Source organism: Stenotrophomonas sp. SAU14A_NAIMI4_8 (genome assembly GCF_003086695.1).
Classification (GTDB): domain Bacteria; phylum Pseudomonadota; class Gammaproteobacteria; order Xanthomonadales; family Xanthomonadaceae; genus Stenotrophomonas.
Window position 1 is genome coordinate 2,743,213 of the sequence record NZ_CP025999.1, and the last position, 17,776, is coordinate 2,760,988.

The 17,776-nt window shown below is 67.3% G+C and carries 14 protein-coding genes; 6 read left to right on the forward strand and 8 right to left on the reverse strand.

Annotation, left to right across the window (positions count from 1 at the left end; translation table 11 throughout):
* Positions 1–176 precede the first annotated feature (176 nt).
* From C1930_RS12640 to lpdA, 5 genes are all read left to right on the forward strand, one after another.
* A complete protein-coding gene (locus tag C1930_RS12640; protein ID WP_108756611.1) occupies positions 177–1,595 on the forward strand; it encodes a cupin domain-containing protein in 1,419 nt (472 codons plus the stop codon).
* Positions 1,596–1,604: 9 nt separating this feature from the next.
* Positions 1,605–2,501, forward strand: a complete 897-nt coding sequence (locus C1930_RS12645) for a GNAT family N-acetyltransferase (RefSeq protein WP_108772595.1) — start codon at positions 1,605–1,607, stop codon at positions 2,499–2,501.
* A gap of 186 nt (positions 2,502–2,687) precedes the next feature.
* Positions 2,688–5,519 carry a 2-oxoglutarate dehydrogenase E1 component gene (locus tag C1930_RS12650; protein WP_108753560.1) on the forward strand — a complete coding sequence of 944 codons (2,832 nt, stop codon included), beginning with the start codon at positions 2,688–2,690 and terminating at the stop codon, positions 5,517–5,519.
* 41 nt (positions 5,520–5,560) lie between these two features.
* The gene (gene sucB, locus C1930_RS12655; RefSeq protein WP_108756612.1) at positions 5,561–6,763 is read left to right on the forward strand and encodes a dihydrolipoyllysine-residue succinyltransferase; all 1,203 of its coding nucleotides are present in this window, start codon (positions 5,561–5,563) and stop codon (positions 6,761–6,763) included.
* Positions 6,764–6,826: 63 nt separating this feature from the next.
* The gene (lpdA, locus tag C1930_RS12660; RefSeq protein WP_108771899.1) at positions 6,827–8,263 is read left to right on the forward strand and encodes a dihydrolipoyl dehydrogenase; all 1,437 of its coding nucleotides are present in this window, start codon (positions 6,827–6,829) and stop codon (positions 8,261–8,263) included.
* Between the two features lie 100 nt (positions 8,264–8,363).
* Here the strand turns inward: lpdA and C1930_RS12665 are convergent, their stop codons facing one another.
* Positions 8,364–9,245: a YwqG family protein gene (locus C1930_RS12665; protein WP_108771900.1), complete on the reverse strand. Its 882-nt coding sequence runs from the start codon at positions 9,243–9,245 to the stop codon at positions 8,364–8,366.
* Positions 9,246–9,377: 132 nt separating this feature from the next.
* Between C1930_RS12665 and C1930_RS12670 the strand changes: the two genes are divergently transcribed.
* Positions 9,378–9,794 (forward strand): hypothetical protein, encoded by a 417-nt coding sequence (locus C1930_RS12670; RefSeq protein ID WP_159093608.1) that lies wholly within the window; start codon positions 9,378–9,380, stop codon positions 9,792–9,794.
* A 25-nt stretch (positions 9,795–9,819) separates the two neighbouring features.
* On the opposite strand, the gene C1930_RS12675 is transcribed toward C1930_RS12670, so the two are convergent.
* The 7 genes from C1930_RS12675 to C1930_RS12705 form a co-directional block, all read right to left on the reverse strand.
* Positions 9,820–10,089: a hypothetical protein gene (locus tag C1930_RS12675; protein ID WP_108771902.1), complete on the reverse strand. Its 270-nt coding sequence runs from the start codon at positions 10,087–10,089 to the stop codon at positions 9,820–9,822.
* Positions 10,086–10,298 carry a hypothetical protein gene (locus tag C1930_RS12680; protein WP_108753563.1) on the reverse strand — a complete coding sequence of 71 codons (213 nt, stop codon included), beginning with the start codon at positions 10,296–10,298 and terminating at the stop codon, positions 10,086–10,088. Before C1930_RS12680 ends, C1930_RS12675 begins: the two co-directional genes overlap by 4 nt.
* 156 nt (positions 10,299–10,454) lie before the next feature.
* Positions 10,455–11,885 (reverse strand): replicative DNA helicase, encoded by a 1,431-nt coding sequence (locus C1930_RS12685; RefSeq protein ID WP_108756616.1) that lies wholly within the window; start codon positions 11,883–11,885, stop codon positions 10,455–10,457.
* A 235-nt stretch (positions 11,886–12,120) separates the two neighbouring features.
* The gene (locus C1930_RS12690) at positions 12,121–12,681 is read right to left on the reverse strand and encodes an NAD(P)H-dependent oxidoreductase (RefSeq protein ID WP_108771903.1); all 561 of its coding nucleotides are present in this window, start codon (positions 12,679–12,681) and stop codon (positions 12,121–12,123) included.
* Between the two features lie 64 nt (positions 12,682–12,745).
* The gene (gene asnB / locus C1930_RS12695) at positions 12,746–14,689 is read right to left on the reverse strand and encodes an asparagine synthase (glutamine-hydrolyzing) (protein ID WP_108771904.1); all 1,944 of its coding nucleotides are present in this window, start codon (positions 14,687–14,689) and stop codon (positions 12,746–12,748) included.
* Positions 14,690–14,692: 3 nt separating this feature from the next.
* On the reverse strand, positions 14,693–16,972 hold the full coding sequence (locus C1930_RS12700) for a thiamine pyrophosphate-dependent enzyme (protein WP_108771905.1): 2,280 nt from the start codon (positions 16,970–16,972) through the stop codon (positions 14,693–14,695).
* Between the two features lie 52 nt (positions 16,973–17,024).
* Entirely contained in the window at positions 17,025–17,684 is a 660-nt protein-coding gene (locus C1930_RS12705) for a glutathione S-transferase family protein (RefSeq protein WP_108756620.1), read from the reverse strand.
* Between the last annotated feature and the right edge of the window lie 92 nt (positions 17,685–17,776).

Below are 17,776 nucleotides of genomic sequence, written 5' to 3' on the forward strand. Positions count from 1 at the left end.
CCCGGCCAAGCGCGGCTTTTGCCGGTGAATCCAGACCCCGCCACGAGGGGCTTCGCCGTTGGCCGGAACCCCGCGACAAACCATCGCACGTGCGCAATCCCAGCGAACGGCGGACAATGGAGACCTTGGCGGCCCGCCGCGCCGCCCCTCCCGCATTCCGCTGCAAGGATTCCCCCATGGCCGCCCGCAAGTCCTCCGCTCCGCTCATTGAAGTCACCGCCCGCCCCGGCAAGCCGCTGGGCATGGCCCCGGCCACCTTCCTGCGCGACTTCTGGCAGAAGCGCCCGCTGCTGATCCGCAATGCCTTCGCCGATTTCCAGACCCCGGTGCAGCCGGAAGACCTGGCCGGGCTTGCCTGCGAAGAAGGCGTGCTGGCGCGCCTGATCCAGCATGACAAGGCCCAGGACAGCTGGCGCGTGCGCAGCGGCCCGTTCCAGGAAGACGTGTTCCCCGCCCTGCCCGACCACGACTGGACCCTGCTGGTGCAGGACGTGGACAAGTGGGACAAGGACGTGCGCGCGCTGATCGAGCACTTCAGCTTCCTGCCGCGCTGGCGCATGGACGATGTGATGATCAGCTTCGCCGCCACCGGCGGCTCGGTCGGCGCCCATGTCGACCAGTACGACGTGTTCCTGCTACAGGCCCACGGCCACCGCCGCTGGCAGATCGATGCCAGCGAATCGATCAAGGGCAAGCGCCCGCCGCTGGGCTTCCGCCCGGATGTGGAACTGAAGCTGCTGCAGGTGTTCAAGCCCACCCACGACTGGGTGCTGGCGCCGGGTGACATGCTGTACCTGCCGCCGAACGTGCCGCACCACGGCGTGGCCGAAGACCCCTGCCTGACGTTCTCCTTCGGCATGCGCGCGCCGTCCTCGGCCGAGCTGATCAGCGACTACCTGGACACCCTGATCGCCGATGCCGACGAGAACATCCGCTACCAGGATGCCGACCTGAAGGTGCCGGCCGACCCGAACGAAATCGATACGGTGGCGATGGCCCGGGTGATCACCGCGCTCAACGCCATCCGCATGAATGACCCGGACAAGCTGGGCGACTGGTTCGGCCGCTTCATCACCACCTACCGCGCCGCCGGCGAAGTGATGGCCCACCAGGCCGCGCCGGCGCCGGAAGAAGTGGTGCAGGCGCTGGCCTCGGGCCTGCTGCTGCAGCGCCACCCCTGGGCGCGCCTGGCCTGGCGCCGGGCCAAGCGCGGCGCCAGCCTGTATGTCAGCGGCCAGGATTTCGCCCTGCCGGTGAAGGACGCGCAGCGCCTGGCCGGCGCCGAACAGCTCGATGCCGCCGCCTATCGCGGGCTGTCGGACAAGGGCCGCGCGGTGCTGCAGCAGCTGCTGGTCGGCGGCGTGTTCCAGCTGATCGACCCGAACGAGGTCTACGCCGACGAGGATGAAGACGAGGAAGCCGGCGACCACGACGTGCTGGGCGAAGTGGTGGAAGGCCACGACCAGGTGGCCGAACTGGACGACGAGGTCGTGTCCGACGATGTCCACACCGTGACCGTGCACGACGACGGGATCGAGGTCATTGTCAACTTCGATGACCACGACGAAGACGACAGCGACGACGGTCGCGCCTGAGCCATGGCCATGATCCGGGTCCAGCAGGTCAGCCACGCCGATGCCCACGTTGCCATCCACGACGTGCGGCAGCGGGTGTTCGTGCAGGAACAGGGCATTGCCGCCGAACTGGAGCGCGACGCGCTGGACCCGGTCAGTGCCCATGTGCTGGCCCTGGATGCCGATGGCCAGCCCGTCGGCACCGGGCGCCTGGCCCCGGATGGCCGCATCGGCCGCATGGCCGTGCTGGCCAGCCACCGCAACCAGGGCGTTGGCGAGGCCCTGCTGGAGGCGCTGGTGGACGCCGGTCGCCGTCTGGGCCTGGCCGACCTGCACCTGCACGCGCAGCTGCCGGCGCGTGACTTCTACGCGCGCCTGGGATTCCTGCCCGAAGGCGAGGTATTCGAGGAAGCCGGGATCGGCCACCAGCAGATGCGCCGGCGGCTGGGCGTGGCCAGCGCCATCGACAGCCGCGCCGAGGCGGTGGCCATCACCACCGCCATCATCCACCGCGCCCGCCGCCAGCTCTGGCTGCACAGCCGCCAGCTGGACCCCGGGCTGCTGGATGCGCCGCCGGTGCAGGCGGCCCTGCGCCGCTTCGCCACGGCCCGCCATGACAAGCAGCTGCGGGTGATCGTGCACGACGCTGCCGCGATTGCCAGTGCCGGGGCACCGCTGCTGGCGCTGTACCAGCGCCTGCCCAGCGTGATCCAGTTCCGCGAAGTGAGCGATCCGGTCGACCGCGCACTGGCCTCGGCCTGCCTGGTCAACGACGCGGGCGACTTCTACTTTCGTCTTATCGGCCACCGCCTCGACGGCGAGGCAGCGATCGCCCTGCCTGCACGTTCACAGCCGTTCGAGCAGCAATTGCAGCGCGTCTGGGACCGTTCGCGCGAATGCAGCGAACTGCGCGCCCTGGGCATCTGACACGGCCGACGCGGACAAACCTGTCTGGCACCGACACCGCGGCGCGCGCAATGCCGCCGTTGCTGCCCCATCCCGTGCGGATGGGGGTACAATTTGGCTGTTTGAACGCGCCCGTGCAGGGCTATTCATTTTCCTGCAGGGTCCTTCTGAAGCCATACCCCACAAAGCGAATCAACACCCTCCATCGTGGACAATCAACTGAAGCAGTTTGCGCAATCTTCGCAACTCGCCGGCGGCAACGCCTCCTATGTCGAGGACCTGTACGAGCAGTACCTGGTCTCCCCGGATAGTGTCGATCCCAAATGGAAGACCTACTTCGACGGCTTCAAGGGCCGCGAAGCAGGCGACATTCCGCACTCGGCCGTCATCTCCCACATTGCGGACGCGGCCAAGGATGCGCTGAAAGCCGGCACCGGCAGCGGTGCGGGCGACGAGCGTGAGCGCAATGTCGGTCGTCTGATCACCGCCTACCGTTCGCGCGGCCACCTCGATGCCCGCCTGGACCCGCTGGGCCTGACCAAGCCGGTCAACACCCCGGACCTGGGCCTGCCCTTCCACAGCCTGTCCGATGGCGATCTGAACAGCGAGTTCAGCACCGGCGGAGTGGGCGGCCAGCCGCGCATGAAGCTGCGCGACCTGCTGGCACGCCTGAAGGCGACCTACACCGGCTCGATCGGTGCGGAGTTCATGCACATCTCCGAGGTCGAGCAGCGCCAGTGGATCTACAAGAAGCTGGAACTGGCCGGTGGCAACTATCAGCTGGACGCTGACACCCAGCGCCGCACCCTGGAGCGCCTGACCGCTGCCGAAGGCCTGGAACGCTACCTGCACACCAAGTACGTCGGCCAGAAGCGCTTCTCGCTGGAAGGCGGCGACTCGCTGATCCCGATGATGGACACCATCATCCGCAGCGCCGGCAAGGATGGCGTCAAGGACGTGGTGGTCGGCATGGCCCACCGTGGCCGCCTGAACGTGCTGGTCAACACCCTGGGCAAGAACCCGCGCAAGCTGTTCGACGAATTCGAAGGCAAGTTCGAGCACGACGAACACGCCTCGGCCGGCGACGTGAAGTACCACATGGGCTTCTCGGCCGACGTGGCCACCGAAGGCGGCCCGGTGCACCTGGCGCTGGCGTTCAACCCGTCGCACCTGGAAATCGCTGACCCGGTCGTGGCCGGTTCCGTGCGTTCGCGCCAGGAGCGCCGCAAGGACACCGCGCGCAAGCAGGTCATGCCGATCCTGATCCACGGCGACGCGGCCTTCTCCGGCCAGGGCGTGGTCATGGAGCTGTTCCAGATGTCGCAGGCCCGCGGCTTCGCCGTTGGCGGCACCGTGCACATCGTGGTCAACAACCAGGTCGGTTTCACCACCTCCAACCCGCAGGACACGCGCTCCACGCGCTATGCCACCGACGTGGCGAAGATGATCGCCGCCCCGGTGCTGCACGTGAACGGCGATGACCCGGAAGCGGTGGTGTTCGCTGCACAGCTGGCCTTCGAGTTCCGCCAGAAGTTCGCCAAGGACGTGGTCATCGACCTGATGTGCTACCGCCGTTGGGGCCACAACGAGGCCGACGAACCGGCGATCACCCAGCCGCTGATGTACCAGGTGATCCGCAAGCACCCGACCACCCGCGAGATGTACGCCGAGCAGCTGGAAAAGGCAGGCGTGATCGCCGCCGGCGCCGGCAAGGCGATGGTCGATGCATACCGCGACAAGCTGGACGGCGGCGAAGTGACCACCGAGCTGGCCAAGGTCGAGAAGACCCCGCCGACCAGCCCGCTGTTCGTCGATTGGCCCAAGCTGCTGGAAGGCAAGCTGTCCGATCCGATCTCGACCAAGGTCGACAAGGCCAAGCTGCTGGAGCTGGCCAAGCTGATCAACACCGTGCCCGAAGAAGTACAGCTGCACTCGCGCGTGGCCAAGGTGTACGACGACCGCCGCAAGATGGCCGCCGGCGAGATCCCGGGTGACTGGGGCTTTGCCGAGAACCTGGCCTACGCCACCCTGCTGGACGAGGGCAATGCCCTGCGCCTGGTCGGCCAGGACGTGGGCCGCGGCACCTTCACCCACCGCCACGCGATCCTGCACGACCAGGCCACCGACAACTACTACCTGCCGCTGCGGCAGCTGGTGGATTCGCCGGAAAAGGCCACCGTCATCGATTCGCTGCTGAGCGAAGAAGCGGTGATGGCCTACGAATACGGCTTCTCCACCACCGACCCCAACACCCTGTGCATCTGGGAAGGCCAGTTCGGTGACTTCGCCAACGGCGCGCAGGTGGTCATCGACCAGTTCATCGCCGCCGGTGAAGCCAAGTGGGGCCGCATTTCCGGCCTGACCCTGCTGCTGCCGCACGGCTACGAAGGTCAGGGCCCGGAACACAGCTCGGCGCGCCTGGAGCGCTTCCTGCAGCTGTGCGCACTGGAAAACATGCTGGTCGTGGTGCCGTCCACCCCGGCCCAGGCCTTCCACATGCTGCGCCGCCAGCTGCACCTGACCACCCGCAAGCCGCTGGTGGTGATGTCGCCCAAGTCGCTGCTGCGCCACAAGCTGGCCGTGTCGACCCTGGACGAACTGGCCAATGGCGAGTTCCAGCACCTGATCGGCGACGCCAACGCAGACGCCAAGAAGGTCAAGCGCGTGGTGCTGTGCTCGGGCAAGGTCTACTACGACCTGCTGGAAGACCAGACCAAGCGCGGCCAGGACGACGTGGCCATCATCCGCGTGGAACAGCTGTACCCGTTCCCGCGCGCGCTGCTGGCCGCCGAGCTGAAGAAGTACGGCAACGCCACCGACGTGGTGTGGACGCAGGAAGAACCGCAGAACCAGGGCGCGTGGTACCAGATCCGCCACCACCTGCAGTTCTGCCTGGCCGATGGCCAGAACCTGCACTACGCCGGTCGCGCGCGTTCGGCTTCGCCGGCTGCCGGCCACATGGCTGACCACGTGCGTGAACAGCAGCAGCTGGTCGCCGACGCACTGGTCAACCCGTTCAACGACCAGGTCGCTGAATAACTCCTCCCCCTATTTAGAAGACAAACCAGGAAGCTCCCGCAATGGCCACCGAAGTCAAAGCCCCGGTACTGCCCGAATCCGTCGCCGACGGCACCATCGCCACCTGGCACAAGAAGGTGGGCGACGCCGTCAAGCGCGACGAAAACCTGCTTGACCTGGAAACCGACAAGGTCGTCCTGGAAGTGCCGTCGCCGGTCGATGGCGTGATCAAGGAAATCAAGTTCAAGGAAGGCGACACCGTCACCTCCAGCCAGGTCGTGGCGATCATCGAAGAAGGCGCCGTGGCTGCTGCCCCGGCCCCGGCCGCTGAAGCCGCTCCGGCTGCCGCCGCTGCCCCGGCTGCTGCCGCTCCGGCCGCCGCTGCTGCACCGGCCCCGGCTGCCAAGTCGGCTGCCGACAGCCTGCCCCCGGGCGCCCGCTTCACCGCCATCACCGAAGGCGTGAACCCGGCCGACGTGGACGGCACCGGCCGTCGCGGCGCGGTCACCAAGGAAGACATCGTCAACTTCGCCCGCAACGGCGGCGCCGGCAAGGCCGGTGGCGCACGTCCGGAAGAACGCGTGCCGATGACCCGCATCCGCAAGCGCATTGCCGAACGCCTGATGGAGTCGAAGAACTCCACCGCCATGCTGACCACCTTCAACGAAGTCGACCTGTCCAAGGTGTCGGCTGCGCGCAAGGAACTGCAGGACGAGTTCGTCAAGACCCACGGCATCAAGCTGGGCTTCATGAGCTTCTTCGTGAAGGCCGCGGCCAACGCCCTGCAGCGCTTCCCGCTGGTCAACGCCTCCATCGACGGCGACGACATCATCTACCACGGCTACTCGGACATCTCGATTGCCGTGTCGACCGAAAAGGGTCTGGTGACCCCGGTGCTGCGCAACGTCGAGCGCATGTCCTTCGCCGACATCGAAAAGACCATTGCCGACTACGCCAAGAAGGCGCGTGACGGCAAGCTGGGCCTGGACGAACTGCAGGGCGGCACCTTCACCGTGACCAACGGCGGCACCTTCGGTTCGCTGCTGTCGACCCCGATCATCAACCCGCCGCAGAGCGCCATCCTGGGCATGCACGCCATCAAGGAGCGTCCGATCGCCCAGAACGGCCAGGTCGTAATCGCGCCGATGATGTACCTGGCGCTGTCCTACGACCACCGCATCATCGATGGCAAGGACTCGGTGCAGTTCCTGGTGGACATCAAGAACCAGCTGGAAAACCCGGGCCGCATGCTGTTCGGCCTGTAAGAGACCTCCCGCCCCTCCGCGTCCGCGCGGAGGGGTTCTGGTATAGCAACAAGGAATAATTCAATGGCTGAACAATTCGACGTCGTCGTCATCGGTGCCGGCCCGGCCGGTTACCACGCGGCCATCCGCGCCGCACAGCTGGGCCTGAAGACCGCCTGCATCGACGCAGCGCTGGGCAAGGACGGCAAGCCGGCCCTGGGTGGCACCTGCCTGCGCGTGGGCTGCATCCCGTCCAAGGCGCTGCTGGATTCCTCGCGCCAGTTCTGGAACATGGGCCACATCTTTGGCGACCACGGCATCAGCTTCAAGGACGCCAAGATCGACGTCGAAGCGATGGTTGGCCGCAAGGACAAGATCGTCAAGCAGTTCACCGGCGGCATCGGCATGCTGTTCAAGGCCAACAAGGTCGCCGCCTATTACGGCTTCGGCGAACTGCAGCCGGGCAACGTGGTCAAGGTCACCCAGCATGACGGTTCCATCGTCGAGCTGAAGGGCACCAACGTGATCATCGCCGCCGGTTCGGATTCGATCGAACTGCCGTTCGCCAAGTTCGACGGCGAGACCATCGTCGACAACGTCGGCGGCCTGGACTTCACCGAAGTGCCGAACCGCCTGGCCGTGATCGGCGCCGGCGTGATCGGCCTGGAACTGGGCAGCGTGTGGAAGCGCCTGGGCGCTGAAGTCACCATCCTGGAAGCACTGCCGGAGTTCCTGGCCGTGGCCGACGCCGAAGTGGCCAAGACCGCTGCCAAGGAATTCAAGAAGCAGGGCCTGGATATCCGCCTGGGTGCCAAGGTCTCCAAGACCGAGATCACCGGCAAGGGCAAGAAGAAGGAAGTCGTTGTCACCTATACCGACAGCGACGGCGAAAAGACCCTGACCGTGGACAAGCTGCTGGTGGCCGTTGGCCGTCGCGCCGCCACCAAGGGCCTGCTGGCCGAAGGCACCGGCGTGAAGATCAACGACCGTGGCCAGATCGAAGTCGACGCGCACTGCCACACCGGCGTTGACGGCGTGTGGGCGGTCGGTGACTGCGTGCGCGGCCCGATGCTGGCGCACAAGGGCTTCGAGGAAGGCATCGCGGTGGCTGAGCTGATCGCTGGCCTGCCGGGCCACGTCAACTTCGACACCATTCCGTGGGTCATCTACACCGAGCCGGAACTGGCCTGGGTTGGCAAGACCGAAGCCCAGCTGAAGGCCGAAGGCATTCCGTACAAGGCCGGCAGCTTCCCGTTCGCCGCCAACGGCCGTGCCGTGGCGATGATCGAGCCGGCGGGCTTCGTGAAGATCCTGGCCCATGCCGAAACTGATCGCATCCTCGGCATGCACCTGGTCGGCGCCAACGTGTCCGAGCTGGTGCACGAAGGCGTGCTGACCATGGAGTTCAGCGGTTCGGCCGATGATCTGGCCCGCATCTGCCACGCCCACCCGTCGCTGTCGGAAGTGATCCACGACGCGGCCATGGCGGTCAGCAAGCGCGCCATCCACAAGGCGAACTGATCGTTCGTCTTCGGGGTGGGTGCCGACTGTTGGTCGGCACTGAACCGCAAACGGAAAACCCCGCTTCGGCGGGGTTTTTTGTGCGCGCGGCACAGCCAGCTCAACAACTCTGCAGCGCCACCCAGGTCTGCGACAGATCGCGCGCGGCCAGGTCCTGGCGGCGAACCGAGAAATACAGCATCCCCGAGTCGCCCCACATCGCATCATCATCGGCCGAGTCCAGCTGCAGCAGCAGTTGCCACTGCTCGCGTTCGCGCTCCAGCGCTGGCCTGCGTGGATCCTTGTACGCCGTGCCGTCGCCGCACGACAGGCCATGGGCGACAAGCTGCGCTTCCATCTGCATGTCGCCCTGCACGTTGTGCGCAGGCCCACCCAGCGCATGCAGCGGTTGGGCCGCGCCCGCATGGTGGGCCGCCACAGCTTGGGTCAGTTCGAAGTAGGCCTCTTCGCGATCTTCGTCCCAGTCCAGGCCGTGTTGCGCCATCCAAATACCGATGCGTTCGCCCTCGGCAGATTCCCGGTGCGGCAGGCGCAGGCCGCGCTTGAAGGACAGGCCCGACGGCAGCAGGGCGAGTGCCTCATCGGGCGGCGGCCGACGCTCCAGCAGCATGTCAGCGTCAAACAGGAACACACGATGCCCCATGCGGTGTTCGGGCTCGTAGCCCCACGGCTGCTCGTGGACATCGTAGAAGAACGACAGAACGCCGGTGGCCGGCAGATCCAGCCCGGTCGGTGCATCGAGAAGATCGGCCAGGTTGACCTGCAGCAGGAAGTCCAGCGCACGCCCCCGGTGGACCGGCCAGACAAACCCGTCGGGCACATCCGGGCCGCCGCCCTTGCGCGATGTCCCCAGCGCCACCGTATCCGCGGCAGTGGGCGCGAACGCCAGGCTGGGCCGCAGCAGCGCGGACAGTGCATCGGCTTCGGCCGCAAGGCCGTGCTGCGTACACAGTTCGTTGAACCAGGGGGCGGCGGTTTCCATGCACAACGTCCATGTTGTCGGGGCGCCCAGTCTAGAGCGGGAGACCGCTCATCACCACTGCGGCGCCTGCGCATTGACGCCTGCCCGCTGCGGCCACGATGATCGTGGCACACACGTACGGACCACGATTCCATGCAACGGATGCCGCTCGGCCGCAGTTCCTGCATCGCAGTGGCGCTGCTGGCAATGCTGGCGGCACTGCCAGCCTGCACCGGCGAACCCCTCGAGGGCGACTACGGCAGGGCCTCGGTGCAACCCGTCGAGGTGACCCCGATGGGATCGGACCAGATCAGGATCCGCTACAGCGTGCCGGGCGAAACCTTGTTCCATTCGCCCGGCGTCGATTTCAGGTCTGCCAACGGCACCCTGCAGGTCGCCATCCGCCGTTGCGGGATCAAGAACAGCGCATGTACCGCCGTGGCCAGGACCATCGCGCCGAAGGAAGAAACGTGGCGGCCGGATGTCGTGCTGCCTTACCGCGGCGAGAGAATCATGATGATGTACCGCGATGGGCAGCAGCAGGTCTTCCCGGCAGTGCCCTCACGTTGATGTCGCGCCGAGCGTGGGCGCGGCGCTACCCTTCCTTGGCGGGCGGGACCGGCTTCGCCGCGTCGTCACACACGCGGTGCTTGACCACCGTGTCACCCACCTTCCATTGCTTGACCACCCGGCAGTTCTGCTCGGCCTCGGGCTTCTTCGACGGCGTGGCCGCCGCGGCGTTGGCTTCATCGGCGGCAGCCACCTGCTGCCGCTCCAGCCAGGCCGAGGTGGGTGCCGGCGGCGGCGGTTCGGCCAGGGCCGGGCCTGCCAGCAGGGCCAGGCCGAGCATCAGCAGCGCCCTCATGCCGCCACCGCCCGGCCACCCAGCAGCCGTGCCGGCAGCATGAACAGCGCACGCAGGAAGGCAAACAGCGCCGAGAAGGTGATGCCGACCAGGCGGAACGGCAGGCTCAGCAGCCAGACCACTGGCCACAGCAGCAGGGCCAGGATCGCCAACGGCCAGCACAGCACGAACAGCAGGCACCACACGCCCAGCGCGAACAGCGTCTTCATGACAGGTCTCCCTTGCAGCGGCACCCTGCCGCCTGGGATCACCTTGGCGCCCTGCCCGCCCGCCCGCAAACGGTTTGCGACGAAACCGGGCTGGGGCTGACGAAACCGCGGGAAGCGGCCGGGCATTGCCCGGCGCTACGGTAACGCCCGCAGGCGTTATTCGAACGAACCCACCGAATCGTGGGACAGGTTGTCGAAACGGGTGTATTCGCCGAAGAACTTCAGCTTGCACGAACCGGTGGGACCACCACGGTGCTTGCCGATGATGATTTCGGCCAGGCCCTTGTCCGGGGAATTTTCCTTGTTGTAGTAATCGTCGCGGTAGATGAACACGATCATGTCCGCGTCCTGCTCGATTGCGCCCGATTCGCGAAGGTCGGCCATCACCGGGCGCTTGTCGGTACGCGTTTCCAGCGAGCGGTTCAGCTGCGAAAGCGCGATCACCGGCACGTTCAGTTCCTTGGCCAGGCCCTTCAGCGAACGCGAGATTTCCGAGATTTCGGTCGCGCGGTTTTCGCTGTTGCCCGGCACGCTCATCAGCTGCAGGTAGTCGATCACGATCAGGCCCAGGTCGTGCTCGCGCTTCAGGCGGCGGCACTTGGAACGCAGGATCTCCGGCGACACGCCCGGCGTATCGTCGATGAAGATCTTGGTTTCCTTCAGCATCTTGATCGCGCTGGTGACCCGGCTCCAGTCCTCGTCTTCCAGCTGGCCGGTACGCAGGCGCGAGGCGTTGATGCGGCCGTTGGAGGAGATCAGGCGCATCGCCAGCTGCGATGCCGACATTTCCATCGAAAACACCGCCACGCCCTTCTTCGACTTGATCGCCGCATACTCGGCGATGTTCAGCGCGAAGGTGGTCTTGCCCATTGCCGGGCGCGCGGCCAGGATGATCAGATCGGTCGGCTGCAGGCCGGCGGTCATCGCATCGAAGTCGGTGTAGCCGGTGGGCAGGCCGGTGATGTTGCCGCCGTTCTCGAAGCGGTTGCGCAGCTCTTCGAAGGCGTCCTTCAGTGCGCCGGGCATCGCCACGAAATCGGTACGGCCGCGCGCGCCCTGTTCGGCAATGGCGAACACGCTCTTTTCCGCCGATGCCAGCAGTTCACTGCTGTCGCGCCCTTCGGGCTGGAAACCGTCGTTGACGATGTCCGTGCCGACCTGGATCAGCTGCCGCAGCACCGCCTTGTCGCGCACGATCTCGGCATAGGCCACGATGTTGGCCGCCGACGGCGTGGTGCTGGCCAGCTCGATCAGGTAAGCGCCATCGCCCACCAGCTCCATCCTGCCCTGCGACTCGAACCACTCGCCCAGGGTGACCGCATCGAACGGACGCTCGCGCTCGGACAGCTCGCGGATCGCCCGGTAGATCATCTGGTGATCGCGACGATAGAAGTCAGTTTCGTTCAGCTGGTCGTTGACCCGGTCGTAGGCTTCCGGGGCCAGCATCAGGCCGCCCAGCACCGCCTGTTCGGCTTCCACCGAATGCGGGGGCACGCGCAGCTGGTCGATGCGCGAATCGTCACGATCACGATCAAAGCCATCGCCGCGGTCTTTGCGGTTGGAACGGAAGCCGGGACGGGCGGACATGCTGCGGTGTTTCCTGCGAAAGTGGCCGGGGCCAGTGTAGGCATGCACCCACACCGGCGGCCATGGACAACTCTGTGGATAAGCCGTGGACGAACGGGGGATGGCTACCGCGACACAGCGCGGTTGCCAAGCCTGAGCTGGTCATTATCGCAGATCGGGAAACGGGGGTCAGAGCCCGCCGCTTCGCGACGGGATCCGACCCCGGCAGCAGAGGGCTCTGACCCCGCTGGCAACCTCAGTCGCCCTTGGCGTGCAGCGCGATCAACTGCAGGAAGCGGTCCACATAGCCCTGCAGGAACTTCTGCGTGCCCTCGTTGTGGATCGTGCCATCGGCGCCGATCAGCTCATCCTTGAAGTGGATGAACGCTTCGGGCTGGCCGAGCACGTGCATGTCCAGGAAGGCCAGGCTGTTGCGCAGGTGCTGCTGGGCCACGGCCGTGCCGATCTGGCCGATGGAGGCACCGATCACCGCCGCCGGCTTGCCGCCGAAGGCGCTGTCGCCATACGGCCGCGAGCCGATGTCGATGGCGTTCTTCAGCACGCCCGGCACCGAGCGGTTGTATTCGGGGGTGACGAACAGCACCGCGTCGGCACCGCGCACCTCGTCCTTCAGACGGGTGCCCTGGGCCGGGTAGCTGCCATCGAAATCCTGGTTGTACAGCGGCAGATCGTCGATGCGCACGTACTGGAACCGCGCGCGCTCGCCGGCCAGCTTCTCCAGGGCCAGCGCCAACCGGCGGTTGCACGATTCCTTGCGCAGGCTGCCAACGAACACGGCGATGGTGGGTACAGGCATGGCGGCACACTCCTGACGGGGAAAGGGCCAGCCTAGCGGCCGGCCCGATGTGCCCCGGTGAAGATCAGCCGCGGGTGACGCCTGCGCGCACCTGCCGCCAATGGTCCTGCCAGGCCTGGAACATCAGCACGTTCCACAGATGGGTATGCCACTTGCGCTGGCCGCCCAGGAACTGCTGCCACAGCGGCTGCACCGCCGCCGCCGACAGTACGCCCTCGCGCTCCAGCCGCGCCGGCTGCAGCAGATCGTCGGCCCACGGGCGCAGGTCGCCCTTCAGCCAGTCGCTCACCGGTGCGCCAAAGCCGCGCTTCGGTCGATGCACCATGTTCTGCGGCACGTAGCGGCCGAGCACGCGCTTGAGCAGCACCTTGCTGGTGTCCTGGCTGCGCTTGAACGCCAGCGGCAGCGACCAGGCAAATTCGGCCACCCGCCAATCCAGCAGCGGTGCCCGCGCCTCCAGGCTGACCGCCATCGAGGTGCGGTCCACCTTGCACAGCAGGTCATCGGGCAGGTAGGACACGAAATCGGCCAGCATCATCGCGTCGGCCGGGGTGCCGGCCCCGTGCAGCGGGTCGGCCAGGTCGTAGAAGCTGCCCGCCTCGCGTGCACCGATCACCGCCGCCGCCGGGTCGCGCCAGCGCGAAATGCGGTTGCGGTACACATCGCCGATACCGCGCGCGCCGGTTTCGGCCAGCAGCGCGGCCAGCCCGCCGGTGCGCGAGGCCTCGCCCTGCTGGTGCGCACGCGCGCCCATCCAGCGCCGCAGCGGCGCCGGCACGCGCCCCAGCATCTGCCAGTTGCGCAGCGCGCGCACGTAGCGCATGTAGCCAAAGAACAGTTCGTCGCCACCGTCGCCAGACAGCGCCACGGTCACGCCCTGCCGCGCCAGCCGCGCGACCAGTGCGGTCGGCACCTGCGAGGCATCGGCGAAGGGTTCATCGAACATGGCCGGCAACTGCGGCACCACCGCCAGCGCATCGGCACCGCTCACATAAAGTTCGGTGTGGTCGCAGCCCAGGTGGGTGGCCAGTTCCCGCGCCAGCGGCGCCTCGTCGTGGTGCGAACCAGTAAAGCCGATGCTGAAGCTGTGCACCGGCGTGGCGCTCTGCGCCTGCATCAGCGCGGCCACCAGCGAGGAGTCGGTACCACCGGACAGGAACACGCCCACCGGCACGTCGGCCACCATGCGCAGCGATACCGCATCGCGCAGCAGGCCGTCGAGCTGTTCTTCGGCCTCCTCAATGCTGCCCTGGAACGGTGCGGCCAGCGCCGACTGCATGCGCGCACGCGCATCCCAGTACGGCCGCTGCGCCTGCTCGGGACGGTGTGCGCCCGCACCGGCGGCCACCGTGGCCGCATCCAGCCGCAGCACCCGGCCGGGCATCAGCTTGAAGCAGCGCTGGTGGATGCTGTGCGGGGCGGGAATGTAATCCAGGCGCAGCAGCAGGGTCAGCGCATCGCGGTCGATCTCGTTGTCGAAATCCGGGTGCTGCCACAGCGCCTTCAGTTCCGAACCGAACACCAGGGTGTCGCCGGCCCAGCCGTAGTACAGCGGTTTCTTGCCCACCCGGTCGCGGGCCAGCCACAGGCACTGCTGCTGGCGGTCCCACAGGGCGATGGCGAACATGCCGTTGGCGCGCTGCAGGGTGTCTTCCACGCCCCATTGCAACACCGCCGCCAGCAGCACTTCGGTATCGGAATGGCCGCGGAAGCTGTGGCCCAGCGGTTCCAGCTCGGCACGCAGCTCGGCGAAGTTGTAGACCTCGCCGTTGTAGGCCATCACGTAACGGCCATCGCTGGACGCCATCGGTTGATGCCCCAGCGGCGACAGGTCGAGGATGCTCAGCCGCCGGTGGGCCAGGGCAATGCCGGCGGCCGCATCCACCCAGGTGCCACCGTCATCGGGCCCACGGTGGTGCAGCGCCTGGCCCATGGCCAGCGCCTGCGCCTGCAGCCGCTCGGCCGGGGCCTGCGCCGCCGGCAACAACATTCCCGCCAATCCACACATGCATCAGGTTTCCTGCGCCAGGTCCAGGGCGGCGCCAACCACTGCATTGTCGCTTGGAAGCCCGAACATTGCTGCCCCCGCCAGCGGCGTATAGGTATCGGCGCCGCAGACCCGGCGCAGCGGCAGGTGGCCCAGCCCGGCCTCGACCAGGGCGGTCACCACGCCCTCGCCCACCCCGCCGCTGTGGCGGCCCTCGTCCAGCACCAGCACCCGCCGTGCGTCGGCGGCCTGGGCGGCAATGAACGCCGCCGGCAGCGGCACCAGCCAGCGCAGGTCGAGCACGCGCACCTGCCAGCCCAGCTGCTGCTCGATACTGCGTGCCGCGCGCAGGGCCATCGGCACGCCGTTGCCATAGGTGATCACCAGCAGGTCCTGCGCCTCGGGCGCATAGATGCGCCCTTCGTCGGGCACCAGTGCCTGCCCCGGCGGCGGATAGTCGAACAGCCACTGGCCATCGCCTGCTGCGTGCAGGTCCTTGGTCATGTACAGCGCGATCGGCTCCAGGAACACCGACACCCGCCCATCCACCCGCGCCAGCGCAGCCAGCGTGCGCAGCATCATCACCGCATCGTCGCCGCGCGAGGGGCAGCCGACCACCAGCCCGGGAATATCGCGCAGGGCGGTAATGGAGTTGTCGTTGTGGAAGTGGCCGCCGAAGCCCTTCTGGTAGCCCAGGCCGGCCACCCGCACCAGCATCGGGTTGCGGAACTGGTCGTTGGAGAAGAACTGCAGCGAGCAGGCCTCGCCGCGCAGCTGGTCGATGGCGTTGTGCAGGTAAGCCAGGTACTGGATTTCCGGTATCGGCAGCAGGCCCAGGTTGGCCAGGCCCTGGGCCATGCCCAGGATCATGGTTTCATCCAGCAGGGTGTTGAACACCCGGCGTGGACCGAAGCGGCGCAGCAGGTCGCGGGTGACGGTGTAGACCCCGCCTTTCTGTGCCACGTCTTCGCCGAACAGCACCGCCTGCGGGTACTTGCCCAGCAGCTCCTGCAGGGCCTGGTTGATCTGCACCGCCAGATGCCGTGGCGGCTGCACCTCGGGCAGATGATCGGCGCCGCCGTACATCGATTCACGCAGCGCCGGCGCCAGCACCCGCTCCGCTTCGGCCTGCACCGCGGCCGGCGAGTACGGCGCCAGCGGCGCCAGCACTTCGTCCAGCGACTGCAGCTTCGGCCGTGCATCGGCCTGATGGGCCGCCGTCAGGCAGCGTGCGCGCAGGTCTTCGTAGGCCTGCTCGATCTGCGCGGCCGTCATCCAACCCGATTCCAGCGCAATCTGCGCCGAGCGCAGCAGCGGGTCCTGCGCCTCGGCCGCGCACAGGTCGGCCAGCGCGCGCCATTCCACCTCGAAGTCGGTGCCGGCGTGGCCCATCAGCCGCGTGGTGCGCAGGTGCAGGAAGGTGGGCCGCCGCGTGCGCCGGCAGTGCTCCACCGCGGCCTGCACCTGGCTGTGGCCGGCGGCCAGGTCCAGACCATCGGCAAAGAAGTAATCCAGGCCCGGCTGGCGGCTGAAACGTTCGGCGATCCAGCCTTCGGGCGTCTTCACCGAAATGCCCAGGCCGTTGTCTTCGCAGACGAACAGCACCGGCACCGGCAGCTTCTGGTAGGCGGCCCACATGGCGGTGTTGAACGCGGTCTGCGCGGTGGCATGGTTGGCCGAGGCATCGCCGAAGGAACACAGCACCAGACTGTCGGCCGGAATCGGCAGTGGCTGCCCCAGGCGCTTGCCGCTCTCGATGGCCAGGGCGGTGCCGACCGCCTTGGGCAGGTGCGAGGCAATGGTGGACGTCTGCGGCAGCACCCACAGCGGGCGGCTGCCCCAGACCTTGTGCCGCCCCCCGCTGGCCGGGTCTTCGGCGCTGGCGGCAAAGGACAGCGCCGCATCACGCAGCGGGTCCAGCCCGGGCACGTGCCGCGAACGCTCGATCATGAACGCCCCGGACCGGTAGTGCAGGAAGGCCGGATCGGTGTGCCGGCACGCCCGCGCCAGCAACGCGTTGCCTTCATGCCCGGACGAACCGATGGTGTAGAAGACCTTGTTCTGTACCCGCAGCACGCGGGCCATCAGGTCCAGCTGGCGGCTGGCCAGCTGTGATTCGAACAGCTCGCCGAACGCGGCGGCGCCCAGGCCGCTGCCGGGCAGGATCGGCGCATTCGGTGCCGGGCGCTGTCGCGCCACCCCATCCCATCCACGCACCGCTTCAAGGAAATTGACGTCGCACACCTCGGCGCGGTTCAGCGCGCGCATGCGTGCGGGAATCGGATCTGGAACGACTGCAAACATCGAACACCCTCCGTGTCGTTGCTGCATTCCGCCGGGCATGGCCCGGCGCTACCTACCCGCGTGCATCCAGGCGTGCCTGCACCTCGGCGGTGACCGCCGGCATGGGCACGAAGCGCGGTTGTTCGCGCACCCGCTGCAGCCAGCCGCGTACTTCCGGGAACGGCTGCAGGCTGATGCCACCGTCTTCGGCCACATGCGTGTAGGCAAACAGCGCGATATCGGCAATACCGTAATGGCTGCCGGTGAACCACATCGCCTGCCGCAGGTGCTGTTCCATCACCGCCAGCGCGTGCTGCGCACGCTCGTGCAGGCGCGGCAGCTCGGCCCGGCGCGGCGAATCCTGCTCGGTCCAGCCGCGGATGAAGCGCGCCACCGCGATGCAGGGCTCATGGGTGTACTGCTCGAAGAACATCCAGCTCAGGGCCTGCGCGCGCTCCCAGCCATCGGCCGGCAGGTACGGGGTGCCTTCGGCCAGCCAGAACAGGATCGCATTGGATTCGGTCAGCACGCGGCCGTCATCGCGCACGATCAACGGCACTTTGGCATTGGGATTGAGCGCCAGGAATTCAGGCGTGTGGGTCTGGCCATGCGCACTGTCCACTTCCACCCAGCGGTAGCGGCTGCCCACCTGTTCCAGCAGCAGCCGCACCTTGTGGCAGTTGCCGGACACCGACATGCCATGCACCGTCAACGGAACGCGTTCTTCCACCATTGCCTGCTCCAGCGAAACCCGGCCGACGGCCGGCTGGGTGCAGTCTGGCAACTGCTGGCAGCGCTGCCAAGCGCGGATGCAGCATCGCCGCG

Excerpts from the sequence above, each read along its gene's own strand:
- C1930_RS12680 (WP_108753563.1), bottom strand. The coding sequence starts at position 10,298 with ATGAAGACGCTGTTCGCGCTGGGCGTGTGGTGCCTGCTGTTCGTGCTG.
- C1930_RS12690 (WP_108771903.1), bottom strand. The coding sequence starts at position 12,681 with ATGCCTGTACCCACCATCGCCGTGTTCGTTGGCAGCCTGCGCAAGGAA.
- C1930_RS12665 (WP_108771900.1), bottom strand. The coding sequence starts at position 9,245 with ATGGAAACCGCCGCCCCCTGGTTCAACGAACTGTGTACGCAGCACGGC.
- C1930_RS12645 (WP_108772595.1), top strand. The coding sequence starts at position 1,605 with ATGATCCGGGTCCAGCAGGTCAGCCACGCCGATGCCCACGTTGCCATC.
- lpdA (WP_108771899.1), top strand. The coding sequence starts at position 6,827 with ATGGCTGAACAATTCGACGTCGTCGTCATCGGTGCCGGCCCGGCCGGT.
- C1930_RS12640 (WP_108756611.1), top strand. The coding sequence starts at position 177 with ATGGCCGCCCGCAAGTCCTCCGCTCCGCTCATTGAAGTCACCGCCCGC.
- asnB (WP_108771904.1), bottom strand. The coding sequence starts at position 14,689 with ATGTGTGGATTGGCGGGAATGTTGTTGCCGGCGGCGCAGGCCCCGGCC.
- sucB (WP_108756612.1), top strand. The coding sequence starts at position 5,561 with ATGGCCACCGAAGTCAAAGCCCCGGTACTGCCCGAATCCGTCGCCGAC.
- C1930_RS12700 (WP_108771905.1), bottom strand. The coding sequence starts at position 16,972 with ATGTTTGCAGTCGTTCCAGATCCGATTCCCGCACGCATGCGCGCGCTG.
- C1930_RS12670 (WP_159093608.1), top strand. The coding sequence starts at position 9,378 with ATGCAACGGATGCCGCTCGGCCGCAGTTCCTGCATCGCAGTGGCGCTG.
- C1930_RS12705 (WP_108756620.1), bottom strand. The coding sequence starts at position 17,684 with ATGGTGGAAGAACGCGTTCCGTTGACGGTGCATGGCATGTCGGTGTCC.
- C1930_RS12675 (WP_108771902.1), bottom strand. The coding sequence starts at position 10,089 with ATGAGGGCGCTGCTGATGCTCGGCCTGGCCCTGCTGGCAGGCCCGGCC.
- C1930_RS12685 (WP_108756616.1), bottom strand. The coding sequence starts at position 11,885 with ATGTCCGCCCGTCCCGGCTTCCGTTCCAACCGCAAAGACCGCGGCGAT.